This is a genomic window from Microbulbifer maximicatervae (SeqCode), assembly GCF_052467695.1.
In genome coordinates, this window is the sequence record NZ_CP174320.1 from 2,928,180 (window position 1) to 2,940,393 (window position 12,214).

Genomic DNA, 12,214 nt, shown 5'->3' on the forward strand with positions numbered 1-12,214 from the left:
CAGTCACTCTCAATCAGTTCGGTCATTGGGATTACGTCGCAGTGAGAGGCTCTCATAGCAAGTGACTATGGTTGCTCGTCAATTTTTTAATCCATACTTTCATCCCAGTAGGTGTTATTTTTCATGTTCGTATTTAGGAGGTAGTCTGCTTTCTCCGTGCACAAACAAACTCTAATTCGAGCCTTTCTGTAGACTCTGCTAATATTCTTTGAGATTGAGAGGCATCCTTAATGACTTAATGAAATTTATATTGGTGACACTAAAGAATTGGCCTGTAGATCTCACATGAATATCGAGTTATTTATTGCCGGTATCAATTCCGATATTGATTAGTTGAGGTTCCATGCGATAAGCTATCTCTACCTTGCTATTCGGGCTTGAGATACACATAACTATCTGAGTTGTGCCTTGCGAATATCTGTCACGTTCGTACTCTTTAATGGTCTATATAAACTAATCGGTTTAGCAATGAACTGTGACTAACAAGGTCTTCGGTGGCCACCGAAGATGGCTCCCAATTTACCCGTTAGCGAAAAGTACTTTCAATATCAGAATCGGGCAAGAACAGCCACACAAGGCGCTGTCACCGGCTCCAGCGTGAATGCGTCTCCGTGGGTGAGCTTAGCGTTATGAGGAAACTATGGTAACTCCAATAATTATTCTTTTACTGTTGTCTAGTCCCTTAGGTGTCTCTTTTATTTGTTCAAAGTATAGCGGCATGCCTCTGAATGTTAAAAAGTACGCCTATTGGGGATTGGGAATAACCTTCATATTCTTCTGCGTTGGGCACTTTGTTAAAACGGAGGGCATGGTGGAAATGTTACCGTCTTGGGTTCCTTTTCGCCTAGCGATAATCTATCTCACTGGATTGATTGAGCTATTGATAGGTATTGCTCTTTTTGTGCCAAGATATCAGCTCCATGCTGCATGGCTTGCTATTGTAGTTTTCATTATTTTCTTTCCTGCAAATATTTATGCGGCATTAAACGGTATTGGTCTTGGCGGGCATCAATGGGGGTCTGTTTATTTGTTATTACGTGCGCCACTGCAAATCATACTAATTGCATGGGCATATTTTCTGTGTGCGAAAGGTCATAACAATTTAAAGCTGTCGACCACTAATGCGGTCGGCTGATTGAGGTGTTGTGTGTAAGGCCTGCCCATGCTTAAACGTTTTCAACATTTTGGTGTTTTATCACTAGGAATCAATACTCCTATATTCATGTGGGTTTTTTTCAATTATTTGGAGTAAAGCATAACAAATTGCTGAATCCTATGTTCTGCTCGCTTTGTGCTGTAGACCAAAGCAGCTTTATCCCGGTGATGGCCTGAGTAAAGCGTTGCGCTTATGAGTGGGTCTATGCTACAACTCAGATATGTGTAATCGAGAGGAATAAAAGATGATGAGTTCTTTGGAAATAGCAGAGTATTATTTCAAACTCTCAAACGAAAGTAACTTTGATGAAATCACAAAACTATTTTGTGAAAGCTCCACATTCAGGTCAGGAAAAGGAGATCTATTCTTAGGTGTGAATGACATCATGTCTATGCAGAAACTTCATCATGGTATGTTTTCAAAGCTTGAGTGGGAAGTATGCAGTGTTACAGAAACCAAACCCGGGATAGTTCATTTCAACTTTAACTTTACAGGTGAAACACATGCTGGAGAGAAAGTAGAGTATTCCGGTTTGGAAGATGTGGTTGTATATGGAGGTAAAATTCAGCACGTTCAAATACAGCGCCTGTAATACCTTATAATCCCATGCCATGCAACCTATCTTTTTGCTGCATACATGGGTCAAAATCAGGCAAGTGAAACCATGTAAGTTAAAGCATGAAGCTTTGAAAAGCTGGCCTCGTTTTGCCCTCAAAAAAGTATCCAACTTCATAAGTTCGGTGTTTGAGGTGTTAATAAAAAGACTAGCCTGCCTTTAGTAGGTATCCGATATCGTTAGGTTTAATTGGAAGTTAATAGAAGTTTTTGCGGGGAAGTCTTTCACCCGTTAAAGCTGGAGAAGTGTTTAAAGTACTTCTCCAGCTTTTCTTAGGCTGCTAATCAGCATTTCGAAAATTATTAGCTCACAAAATGATGGTGTTCTGTAAAAGAGTATATGGTTTATGGGTTGATTAGATGGAGCCTAATCAATCCATACCCTGGTATAAACCCGCTTCTGATCCGGAGTATCAATAAATCCATCCCGATCATGTAGTACTTTGGTGTTGTCAACGAAGACCATATCTCCAGAGTTCATGTAGAAGCTTAATGTATTCTCCGCACTGTTTAATTCCTTATCTAGTATATCTAGAGCCTTAAGTACTTCTTTTGATAAAGGCTGGTTCACACGCTGATGGCCTTTCTCAATCCAGTACCGCATATAACGAATACTGAGCTTTTCGTTTGAATATTCGAAAATAGGAAAACAGTTCTCAAGTATGCTTTTTATGTTTTTGTCACTGCCTGGAGTAACTAAGTCTCTAATATAATTGTTGTATAGGATCTCTAGTTTTTGTGGAGCAGTTTTCCGTAAGTTTTCATGAACTTGAGCCGCAGACACGATTTTTGATTTTCCACCCTCAACTGCTGGAGTAAGGCAGCATAATCCAAGTATCTTTGGTTGTACGGTACGTTGTGAGCTATCAGTATGGACGCCAGTGGGTGCATTTGTTTGAGATACAGGAATAGCTTCGCTAGTGTAGTCTTTTCCTGTGTCGAGAATCCCATAAAGCCGGCCATAAGTATTTATAGTATTGCCCATTGCCAGGCTAAGCTTTAGAAATAGTAGGTTAAGCGTTGGCTTACTTAATGATTCCTCGCCCTGTATCCATGCCACCCCACTACCATGTTTTATTTCATGTTTTATCTGGTTGGCAAGCTGGTCGAACTCAGGTGTGGCAACTGATTCTTGGGTCAGATTTTCAATCGGGTTGTTTTGTTGTTTGGCCCAGCTCTCCAAAGCCTCGACCTCAGATTTCCAGTTTGAAGGCCACAGAAATTTCCAGTTGGAAGTTGCGGTCATATCATTAGCAGTCCAGGCTTGAGTTTGAACTACTTCACTTGGGGCTAAGTTAGTCATTTACTTGCACCTTAAATAATACGTGTAGTGGATAGCCGGCTAGTGGTGAGAAAAAATCTGGATCTAGGTCGAGGTGCTCTTGAGTCACTGAGAGTTCTTGAACAGTTGGCAGGGATTTAAAACCAGCTTGTGCCAGAGCTTCAAAATAGTGTGAAAAATTTTTATGCACGCATCGTACTGAAACTGGCTTGCCGTCTCTGCGCCATATTTTCCCTTCAAATGTTTGATCTATGCCATCTAAATAAGTCAAGTTGCCGTGTTGAAAGTAGAATGGAGGAACTTCTTCCCTCATGAACGGAAGGCAAGGGTGAGGCACTGTAAAAATAAAGGTGCCCCCTTTATTTAATAGACTCTTGATCTTACTTATGACCTTTGTCATTTCTTCTATGGTTAGATAGTTGAAAAGAAATACAGCAATAGCATGGTCAAACTTATCTCTAGGAAATTCTGTAAATGTAACGGCATTTCCAACTGCATATTCTGTTTTCGTCAAATTTCCAGCAGAAGCTGTTTCCTTTGCCTGGGAAATCATCTCTGAGGAAGAGTCAACACCAAAGATTGAACCTGCTCCCTTATCAAGTAGCATCCTGGATACATAGCCTTCACCACAGCCCATATCCAATATGTTTTTCCCGGAGATATCTCCGATTGCTTCCAAAACTTTGGGGCGAGCGGTGAAATCACTGAGTAGGATTTTCTCAGAGCGGTTCCAGCTGCGAGCTTGTTTGTTATAGATGGTTTCAGTTGATAGTGGTAAGTTCATCCCGAACTGCTCCTTCAATTTTTAGGGATAAAGTATGCTATGCAGTGGTGTGTGTATTGGTGTTTACTACATGGCTGGTGAAATTTTAGGTATTTGTGGCTTTAATTATTTAAGTTTAATTGCTGTTTTGATAAGGCTAGCATTTTAAATATATAAAATTAGTCGTTACCAGGAAGTCCATTTGGTAGTTTTTTGTATTCTGCAGCTTATTTTGGGTGGGCATGCTGGCAGTTTTTTATTGTTTGGTTTTGTTGCTTAGTTGAGTATGCAAAGCTGGAAGAGGAGCGTCAAGGTCTTTTCTTTGAGATGGAATATTCATAATTCACATTTTATTTATATTTTTCATGTCGGCTTAGGTTAGCAGTACTTTTGTCTCTAGATTTGATATATGTCAAATAAAGCATATTTTTTGGGGTTGAATTTAATGGATTAAATTCGCTTTAAGGTGCTGTTTGGATAGGCGGTAATGTAATCAGGAGTATGTTTTAGCTTGTTGTATTTAATTCTCTTAGGTTGGATTGCTGTGCTTGATTAACGGCGCCTCTAGTTTCCCATATTCTTGGCGTCTCGATTCTTAGGTTAATTTTTTTAGAATATCTATTCCTTAGCTAATCTGATGTTATTGTGGTTTTGATCCTGTTGGCGTCTAGGCATCTTGTTAAGCGTGATTTGATATGAGAGCAACCGCGATTGATTCGGTCGTTTTTTGCGATATTTTTAGTACTTCAGCAATGCGGAAGATTTTCTCGGATGAACAGCGCGTTCAGTGCTATCTCGATGTTGAAGCGGCGCTGGCCAAAGTACAGGCCCGGCTAAAAATAATCCCTGCAGAGGCTGCAGAGGACATTACTCAACACTGTGACGCCAAGCAGATAGATTTTGTAAAGCTTAAGGAGCAAACGGAGCTGATTGGTTATCCGGTGCTGGGTGTTGTAGAGCAGCTAGTGGCACTGTGTAGTCGAGATTTAGGTCAGTGGTGTCATTGGGGGGCTACTACTCAAGATATTACGGATACGGCAACCGTCTTACAGGTTAGGGCGGCACTTGAAATTGTTGAGACGGAGGTCAATGCAATCGCAGATGCTTTAGCGAGCCTGGCCAAGCGTTTCAGGGATACGCCTATGGTTGGGCGCAGCAATCTTCAACAAGCGGTACCTATAACGTTCGGCTACAAGGCGGCTGTTTGGTTGGCTGGTATTCATCGCCATCAAATGCGCTTAAAAGAGATAAAGTCTCGGGCGTTTGTAGGGGAATTTGGTGGTGCGGCGGGTAATCTTTCTTCCCTGGGGCATCAGGGGCTAGAAGTTCAAAGAGGAATCATGCAGGAACTCGATCTCGGAGTCCCTTGTATCGCCTGGCATACGATGAGAGATCGCGTTACCGAAGTGGCTTGTCTATTGGGGCTGATTACTGGCACCTTGGGAAAAATAGCCCTCGATATAAAACTAATGGCACAGACAGAAGTCGGGGAGGTGGCGGAGCCCCTTATATCTGGCCGGGGAGCGTCTAGTACAATGCCCCAAAAGCACAATCCTTTATCAGCAGTTCTTATCAGCGGTACTGTCCCAGTGGTTAGACAGCAGGTTGCCTCTTTGCTGGAAGCGATGGTTGAAGACCATGAGCGGGCTACGGGCCCGTGGGAGATAGAGTGGATTGTTCTGCCGGAAATATTCTGTCTTACCGCATCGGTATTATCCCAAGCACGTTTTGCGCTAGAAGGGCTTCAGGTATTTCCAGAAAAAATGATGCGAAATTTGGAAATGACTGGCGGTTTAGTGCTCTCTGAGGCTGTAATGATGGGACTGGGACCGAAACTGGGGCGTGAGAATGCCCACGATTTGGTTTACCAGATTTGCTGCCAGGCAATGGAGACGGGTCGTCCTTTTTCTGACTTGTTAAAGGAAGATAAACAGGTGTCGGGGGCTCTCTCTGATGCGGAGTTAGATCAACTTCTTGACCCTCATAACTATCTTGGATCATGCGGGGAGATGGTTGATGCAACGCTTGCTGGAAAAGAGCGCTGACTCAGTAACCTGCCGTTTCCCAATTGTCACTGCTAGCTGCTGTGGATTGATTCTTGTGTCCGCTGCTCTTAATGCAAACTCTCTAAGATTAGAGTCTAAATATTTATCTTGGCTGGTTGTTATTTTTTCAGTCAACTATTTTATTTTTAAATAGATACTTGAAGAAAATGTAGGTTATTTATTTAAAGATAGGGATTCTATAGCTGGAAGAAACTTAAAAATTAACACAATCAAGAATCGATGCTTATTACTTGTGGTGTAACATATACAATGATTTAGTCGATTCATGTTGTATTTAAGTGGTGATCTGAAGGGTAGGGTGATGGGCAGGTTTAAATTGGCATTGGCACAGTTGCCGTCAGTGAAAGGAAATATTGAACGCAATATTGAGTCACATATCCATGCTGTAAAAGTCGCAGTAAGGAAAAAGGCCTCTATTGTGGTGTTTCCCGAGCTTTCGTTAACTGGTTATGAGCCGGATCTGGCTGAACGATTAGCGGTTAAGATCGACGATCCACAGTTAAGCCCTCTAGCTAACTTGGCAGCTGATTGTGGTGTTTGGCTAGTTGTGGGTGCGCCTATTCGTCAGAAGAATGGTGTTGCGATCGGTTCGCTCGTATTTTCTCCTCAGGGTGAGATTTCTGTTTATTTGAAAATACATTTGCACCCAGGAGAAGAAAAGTGGTTCGTTCCCGGAACTGAATATCTATCACTGAACATCGAAGGTGAGACCGTAGCTCTGGCTATTTGTGCAGATGTGTGTAACCCAGGTCATGTTGCCACCTATGAAAAGCAGGGGGCTTCAGTTTATGTGGCGGGGGTATTGATTACTCCGATGGGATACCCGGAGGATAGTCAACAGTTGGAAAATTATGCTTTGGAGCACAATTTATTGGTGGCTATTGCGAACTTTAATCAGCCGACAGGTGGTTATTCTACAGCCGGCTGTAGTGCAGCTTGGGGTCCCGAAGGTGAGATTGTCAGCGCGAGTGATACAGCCAGCCAACTAGTTTGCGTTGAGCGTGATGATGAAGGGTGGTGTTCGGAGATTGTGTCTCTTTAATTGTGCAACTCTATAAATGGTAGTTGCCAATAGCTCCCTTCATTGACTCGCTTCCAGCTCTGCTACTAAAGCTGTCACCAATCCGGCTGCGGGCAGGGCTCGTGCGAGAGGGGCTCCTTGTCCGGCCCATTGAACGGCATATTCGTCATTGCCCGCTTTTGCAGCTGCTTGAGCCAGGGCTTTGCCCGCGGAGTAAGCGATCGGGTAATCCGGCAGAGGGGGAGCGCCCTTACTTAGTGCTTTATAGAATTGGTTGCTGATACCGCGAGCGGGGCGCCCGGAAATATTGGCGGTGATCTCTGTGTGCTGTGCGCGCTCACTTTGCAAGGCGCTGCGGTAGCTGTCGGAGGCCGCAGATTCCGGACAGAGGACAAATGCGGTTCCCATTTGCACGGCACTAGCCCCGAGAGATAGTGCAGCGCGAATGCCAGCGCCATCCATAATGCCACCCGCAGCAACGATTGGTAGGCTACTGTGGCAACACAGCAATCGCACCAGCGCCAGAGTTCCAATTTCCTGGTCGCCCTCTGGGTGGAAGACCCCCCTATGCCCACCAGCCTCAATACCTTGGGCAATTAAAACATCGATATCAGCATCCTCAGCCAGTTTGGCTTCTTGAGGAGAGGTTGCCGTGGCCATCAAGATAATCCCTGCACCTTTTAGTGCGGCGATAAACTCTTCTGACGGTAGGCCAAAGTGGAAGCTGACAACCGGTGGCTTTTGCTCGAGCAAAACTTCCAGCATGGCCTTATTGCCGATAAATGTTGAGTAGGGTTCATTGATCAGCTTGGGAACCGGTGCATCGAGGGCGGCAAAATGTGGGGCGAGATGGGAAAGCCAGGCTTGCTCCCGTTGGGGATCTTTTGTCGGGGGCTGGTGGCAAAAGAGGTTTACATTAAAGGGGTGCTCGGTCTGGTCGTGAGTACAACGAATTTCATCTACGGCTTTTTCCACTGAGCAGGCGCCGAGTCCAAGTGAGCCGAGTCCTCCTGCATTGGATACAGCGGCGGCGAGAGCGGGTGTGGATACCCCGGCCATGGGTGCTGCAAAGATGGGATGGGAAATTCCGAGTTTTTCGAGTAATGGATTCATGGCCCTGCCTGTGAGTTGCGCTCCCCTTCTGGGCCACCTTAGTGCAGATTGTGCGAGGTAGCTATACCTCGCAGGCGTTACTGCTGCAAAAGTTTTTGGGGAGCGCGAACAGCAATCCTAGGTGGATTGCTTACAGGTGCAGGTTGAAACCGATGTATGGTCCTTTGATTTCAATATCGCTCTGCAAGTCGTCGAGCTCTTCCAGGTCGAGAGTCATTACGCGGTAACCAGCTTCGATAGCAAAGTCGACAGCCGGTACAAAATCCCAGCGCACTTTAGCTGTCAGGTCGGTATGGGTATCGCCACGGTAGGCCGTTGCATTGCCCTGGGCAATTACAGACCAGCCGGTAAATGGCAGATCAAAGCGCGCCATGCCGTAGGCCATAGGCAGGTAGCCAGTGAGGTCGACAGTCTCTGCTTGGGTATCGCTCACTGCGGTAAATTCACCGTCATACATACGCGCGGTCAAACCGACATCCAGATTTACCCAGTTGTCCAAAATTTCGTAGTAAAGAGTGGCGTCTGTATGGCTGAGGTTCAGATCTGTGCGGATTTCTGAATTGGCAGTGAAGGTTTCATCATCAAAAGTAACGGAGGCTTCCAGGGTATCGTCACCGTCGGTATCGATATTGCTGTGGGCCAGAAGTACATTGGGTACCAGGGGAATTGGGTGTTCCAGGGCAACCTGCAGGAAGGTGATGTTATCTTCCGAGAGGGACAGGTTATCCAGTTTGTATTCGTCGGTACCGATATTACCGCTATAGCCTGGCAGCCATGCGCCGGCAGTAGCATCAAGGCCGAGGATAGTATCTGCGCTTGCGGTGCCGCAGGCGAGGAGGGTACTCAAGGCAAGTGCGGATTTCTTCATTGACTTCACTCCGTGATGAATTTGTCGCGGAGTTTACAGATAAATTTTTCCTGTGCCGTGGCTAAGTTGCACATTTTTACAAATCTTTAACGTTTTGCACTGGTAAAAATGGTGCGTTTGGGTATTGCCTGTTAGTAAATTGGTCGCTTTTTTCCTGACACTCTTAAATAGCTGCTTCGAACAACATCTGTTGTAGCGCGCTGGCGGGATTGCTCAATGTTCGGCCCCGGTGACTGATCACGCCAAGGTTTCGCAGTACTTGCAGCTTTTTGACTGGCAGCACAGCCAGGCTGCTGTCCACCAATGTGTGGGGCAGAACACTCCAGCCGAGACCGACACAGGCCATCATCTTTATGGTTTCCAGATAGTTGGTTGCCAGCTTCGCGGTGAGTTTTAACCCCTGGGCATCAAACTCTCTTTTGATCAGGCGCCCGGTATAGGTATTCATATCCGGCAGTATGGCGGGATAGTTGGCGAGGTCGGTGAGTTCCAGTTCCGGCAGCTTTGCCAGGGGGTGATCCGGGGCCGCCACCACAACACAGGGGTCGGGCCAGATCACTTCGGCATTCAGGTGCGGATACTCCTTAAGTGCCAGGGTGACCACAGCCAGTTCATATTTAGCGGCCATCAGGGCTTCGTAAGCTTGTTCCGAGTCGACAAAATCGATGTCCAAGGCAACCTGTGGGTAGCGAAAGCTGAACTCTTTCAGCACTGGAGGTAGATGATGTAGACCCACGTGATGGCTGGTGGCGATACGCAAGCTGCCGCTGACCGAGTTGCTCAAAGCGCGCAATTCCCGCTCGGTGTCGCTGATTTCATTAAGTATATGGCGGGCACGGGGCAGTAGGGCGCGACCGGCATCGGTGAGCTGCAATCGCCGTCCAATACGATCGAACAGCGGGGAGCCCAGTTGCTGTTCCAGGGCAGCCAGGCGCTTACTCATGGCGGGCTGGGTCAGGTGTAGCAGCTCGGCGCCTTCGGATACCGAGCCCTGTTCGGCGATTGCCAGAAATGCCCGCAGCCACTGTAGTTCCAAGCTGTTTCCCCTGAAGTGGTTTGTCGATAAAGGCCCCGATTGAGCCCCTGTGTAAATGGCCGAGACGCCAGAAGATGGATCTTACCCCAGTTTGGCTTTCGAATTCCATTTAGGAATACTTTAGATAATAAATATAAATTGGTGTTATTTGGTGGGTCTGGGTAGACTCAGGCTCTTAACTAATGAGAGGAATGGCTGTGGCAGGGCAAACACTCTACGACAAACTCTGGCAGGACCACCTGATCAAGAACTGTGATGATGGCTCCTCACTTATCTATATCGACCGCCACCTGATTCACGAGGTGACCTCCCCCCAGGCGTTTGAAGGCCTGCGTCTGGCTGGTCGCAAACCTTGGCGCAAGGATTCGCTAGTCGCCACTCCCGACCACAATGTGCCTTCCGAGGCGGCCGAGCGCGCCGCTGGCGTCAGTGGTATTCGTGATGATATCTCCCGAATCCAGGTACAGACCCTGGATGAAAACTGCCGTGACTTTGATGTAGTCCAGTTCGGCATCAATGAGCCGGGGCAGGGTATTGTGCATGTGATCGGGCCTGAGACAGGTGCGACACTGCCGGGTATGACGGTGGTTTGTGGCGACTCACATACCTCCACTCACGGGGCGCTCGGCGCCTTGGCCCACGGTATTGGCACTTCTGAGGTGGAGCACGTGATGGCTACCCAGTGCCTTACCCAGAAGAAAATGAAGAATATGCTGGTTCGCGTCGACGGCCAGCTGCGCCCAGGTGTCACGGCAAAAGATGTGGTGCTGGCGATCATTGGCAAAATCGGTACTGCTGGCGGTACCGGTTACGCGATCGAGTTTGGCGGCGAAGTGATCCGCAACATGTCCATGGAAGGCCGTATGACCGTGTGCAATATGGCCATTGAAGGCGGTGCTCGCGCGGGGATGGTGGCGGTAGACCAGATCACTCTCGATTACGTGAAAGGCAAGCCCTACGCGCCGAGAGACGAAATGTGGGATCGCGCAGTTGAGGCTTGGAGCCACTTGCACTCCGATGACGATGCGGTATTCGACGAAGTCGTGGTATTGGTCGGTGAGGATATTGAGCCGCAGGTCAGCTGGGGCACTTCCCCTGAGATGGTGGCGCCGATCAGCGCCCAGGTGCCTACTCCCAGTGACGAGAGCGATGCTACCAAGCGTACGGGCATGGAGCGAGCGCTGGAATATATGGGGTTGAACGCCGGGCAGAATATCAGTGATATCAAACTGGATCGCGTATTTATCGGCTCCTGCACCAACTCCCGGATTGAAGATCTTCGCGCAGCAGCAGAAGTTGCCAAGGGCCGTTACAAGGCGGATAGCGTCAAGCAGGTGCTGATTGTTCCGGGCTCCCAGGCCGTAAAAGCCCAGGCTGAGCGCGAGGGGTTACACGAGATTTTTGTTGAAGCCGGTTTTGAGTGGCGCGAACCGTCCTGTTCCATGTGTCTGGCGATGAATGCGGACAAGCTGGGGGCGGGAGAGCACTGTGCTTCCACCTCCAACCGCAACTTTGAAGGGCGCCAGGGTTACGGTGGCCGCACGCATCTGGTGAGTCCCAGTATGGCGGCAGCGGCTGCAATTGCCGGCCACTTTGTCGATGTGCGAGAGATGGCACCGGTACAGCTGGAAGAGGAGATGGTTTGATGAAAGCGTTTACCCAGCACGAAGGTCTCGTGGTACCGATGGATCGGGCCAATGTGGATACCGACCTGATCATCCCCAAGCAGTTTTTGAAATCTATTAAGCGCTCTGGCTTTGGCCCGAACCTGTTTGATGAGTTGCGCTATCTGGATGAGGGGGTTCCCGGGCAGGACTGTTCTGGCCGTCCGCTCAATCTGGACTTTCCCCTTAATTTCCCCCGCTACCAGGGTGGTTCAGTGCTGATTGCACGGGAGAATTTTGGCTGCGGTTCCAGCCGTGAGCACGCGCCCTGGGCACTGGAAGATCACGGCTTCCGCGCAATTATCGCGCCCAGCTTTGCCGATATCTTTTTCAATAACTGTTTTAAAAATGGTCTTTTGCCAATTGTCCTGGCGGAAGATGTAGTGCACCAGTTGTTTGAAGAAACACACGGGCAGGAGGGTTATGCGCTCACCATCGACCTGGAACAGCAGCATGTGCGCAAGCCCTGTGGCGAGCTGATTCCATTTGAAGTGGATGCCTTCTACAAGCACTGTTTGCTAAATGGTCTCGATCATATCGGTCTGACCCTGGAGCACGCCGACGATATTCGCGCTTATGAGCAGGCGCGCCGAGAGAAAGCCCCCTGGCTTTTTGATGCGGTTCAATAAT

The 12,214-nt window shown here is 47.7% G+C and carries 11 protein-coding genes; 6 read left to right on the forward strand and 5 right to left on the reverse strand.

All coding sequences use genetic code 11. The features are described 5' to 3' along the window. Nucleotides 1–640 precede the first annotated feature (640 nt). A complete protein-coding gene (locus ACJJI8_RS12845; RefSeq protein WP_444915950.1) occupies nucleotides 641–1,135 on the forward strand; it encodes a DoxX family protein in 495 nt (164 codons plus the stop codon). Between the two features lie 265 nt (nucleotides 1,136–1,400). Continuing rightward, nucleotides 1,401–1,748, forward strand: a complete 348-nt coding sequence (locus ACJJI8_RS12850; RefSeq protein ID WP_444932606.1) for a hypothetical protein — start codon at nucleotides 1,401–1,403, stop codon at nucleotides 1,746–1,748. Between the two features lie 390 nt (nucleotides 1,749–2,138). On the opposite strand, the gene ACJJI8_RS12855 is transcribed toward ACJJI8_RS12850, so the two are convergent. Both ACJJI8_RS12855 and ACJJI8_RS12860 read right to left on the reverse strand, forming a co-directional pair. Further along, the gene (locus tag ACJJI8_RS12855; protein ID WP_444932607.1) at nucleotides 2,139–3,074 is read right to left on the reverse strand and encodes a TauD/TfdA family dioxygenase; all 936 of its coding nucleotides are present in this window, start codon (nucleotides 3,072–3,074) and stop codon (nucleotides 2,139–2,141) included. After that, nucleotides 3,067–3,837, reverse strand: coding sequence for a class I SAM-dependent methyltransferase (locus tag ACJJI8_RS12860; protein WP_444932608.1), 771 nt, complete (start codon nucleotides 3,835–3,837; stop codon nucleotides 3,067–3,069). Before ACJJI8_RS12860 ends, ACJJI8_RS12855 begins: the two co-directional genes overlap by 8 nt. Before the next feature lie 674 nt (nucleotides 3,838–4,511). Here ACJJI8_RS12860 and pcaB point away from each other — a divergent pair. Together pcaB and ACJJI8_RS12870 are read left to right on the forward strand one after the other, a co-directional pair. Then, the gene (pcaB, locus tag ACJJI8_RS12865; RefSeq protein ID WP_444932609.1) at nucleotides 4,512–5,861 is read left to right on the forward strand and encodes a 3-carboxy-cis,cis-muconate cycloisomerase; all 1,350 of its coding nucleotides are present in this window, start codon (nucleotides 4,512–4,514) and stop codon (nucleotides 5,859–5,861) included. Nucleotides 5,862–6,183: 322 nt separating this feature from the next. Beyond that, the gene (locus ACJJI8_RS12870) at nucleotides 6,184–6,924 is read left to right on the forward strand and encodes a carbon-nitrogen hydrolase family protein (RefSeq protein ID WP_444932610.1); all 741 of its coding nucleotides are present in this window, start codon (nucleotides 6,184–6,186) and stop codon (nucleotides 6,922–6,924) included. 39 nt (nucleotides 6,925–6,963) lie between these two features. On the opposite strand, the gene ACJJI8_RS12875 is transcribed toward ACJJI8_RS12870, so the two are convergent. From ACJJI8_RS12875 to ACJJI8_RS12885, 3 genes are all read right to left on the reverse strand, one after another. Next, complete coding sequence (locus ACJJI8_RS12875) at nucleotides 6,964–8,016, reverse strand: NAD(P)H-dependent flavin oxidoreductase (protein WP_282931863.1); 1,053 nt, start codon at nucleotides 8,014–8,016, stop codon at nucleotides 6,964–6,966. Between the two features lie 130 nt (nucleotides 8,017–8,146). Beyond that, a complete protein-coding gene (locus tag ACJJI8_RS12880) occupies nucleotides 8,147–8,884 on the reverse strand; it encodes a TIGR04219 family outer membrane beta-barrel protein (RefSeq protein WP_444932611.1) in 738 nt (245 codons plus the stop codon). Between the two features lie 163 nt (nucleotides 8,885–9,047). Next, nucleotides 9,048–9,920, reverse strand: a complete 873-nt coding sequence (locus ACJJI8_RS12885; protein WP_282931865.1) for a LysR family transcriptional regulator — start codon at nucleotides 9,918–9,920, stop codon at nucleotides 9,048–9,050. Nucleotides 9,921–10,117: 197 nt separating this feature from the next. Here ACJJI8_RS12885 and leuC point away from each other — a divergent pair, with 197 nt between their 5' ends. Together leuC and leuD are read left to right on the forward strand one after the other, a co-directional pair. Next, the gene (gene leuC / locus ACJJI8_RS12890; RefSeq protein WP_444898077.1) at nucleotides 10,118–11,566 is read left to right on the forward strand and encodes a 3-isopropylmalate dehydratase large subunit; all 1,449 of its coding nucleotides are present in this window, start codon (nucleotides 10,118–10,120) and stop codon (nucleotides 11,564–11,566) included. After that, nucleotides 11,566–12,213, forward strand: coding sequence for a 3-isopropylmalate dehydratase small subunit (gene leuD / locus ACJJI8_RS12895; protein WP_444898076.1), 648 nt, complete (start codon nucleotides 11,566–11,568; stop codon nucleotides 12,211–12,213). The genes leuC and leuD overlap by 1 nt, the downstream gene beginning before the upstream one ends. Nucleotide 12,214 lies beyond the last annotated feature (1 nt).

Bases quoted from the DNA above. Each gene is read 5' to 3' on its own strand.
- ACJJI8_RS12850 (WP_444932606.1), top strand. From the start codon at position 1,401: ATGATGAGTTCTTTGGAAATAGCAGAGTATTATTTCAAACTCTCAAAC.
- ACJJI8_RS12860 (WP_444932608.1), bottom strand. From the start codon at position 3,837: ATGAACTTACCACTATCAACTGAAACCATCTATAACAAACAAGCTCGC.
- ACJJI8_RS12855 (WP_444932607.1), bottom strand. From the start codon at position 3,074: ATGACTAACTTAGCCCCAAGTGAAGTAGTTCAAACTCAAGCCTGGACT.
- ACJJI8_RS12870 (WP_444932610.1), top strand. From the start codon at position 6,184: ATGGGCAGGTTTAAATTGGCATTGGCACAGTTGCCGTCAGTGAAAGGA.
- ACJJI8_RS12845 (WP_444915950.1), top strand. From the start codon at position 641: ATGGTAACTCCAATAATTATTCTTTTACTGTTGTCTAGTCCCTTAGGT.
- pcaB (WP_444932609.1), top strand. From the start codon at position 4,512: ATGAGAGCAACCGCGATTGATTCGGTCGTTTTTTGCGATATTTTTAGT.
- ACJJI8_RS12875 (WP_282931863.1), bottom strand. From the start codon at position 8,016: ATGAATCCATTACTCGAAAAACTCGGAATTTCCCATCCCATCTTTGCA.
- leuD (WP_444898076.1), top strand. From the start codon at position 11,566: ATGAAAGCGTTTACCCAGCACGAAGGTCTCGTGGTACCGATGGATCGG.
- ACJJI8_RS12880 (WP_444932611.1), bottom strand. From the start codon at position 8,884: ATGAAGAAATCCGCACTTGCCTTGAGTACCCTCCTCGCCTGCGGCACC.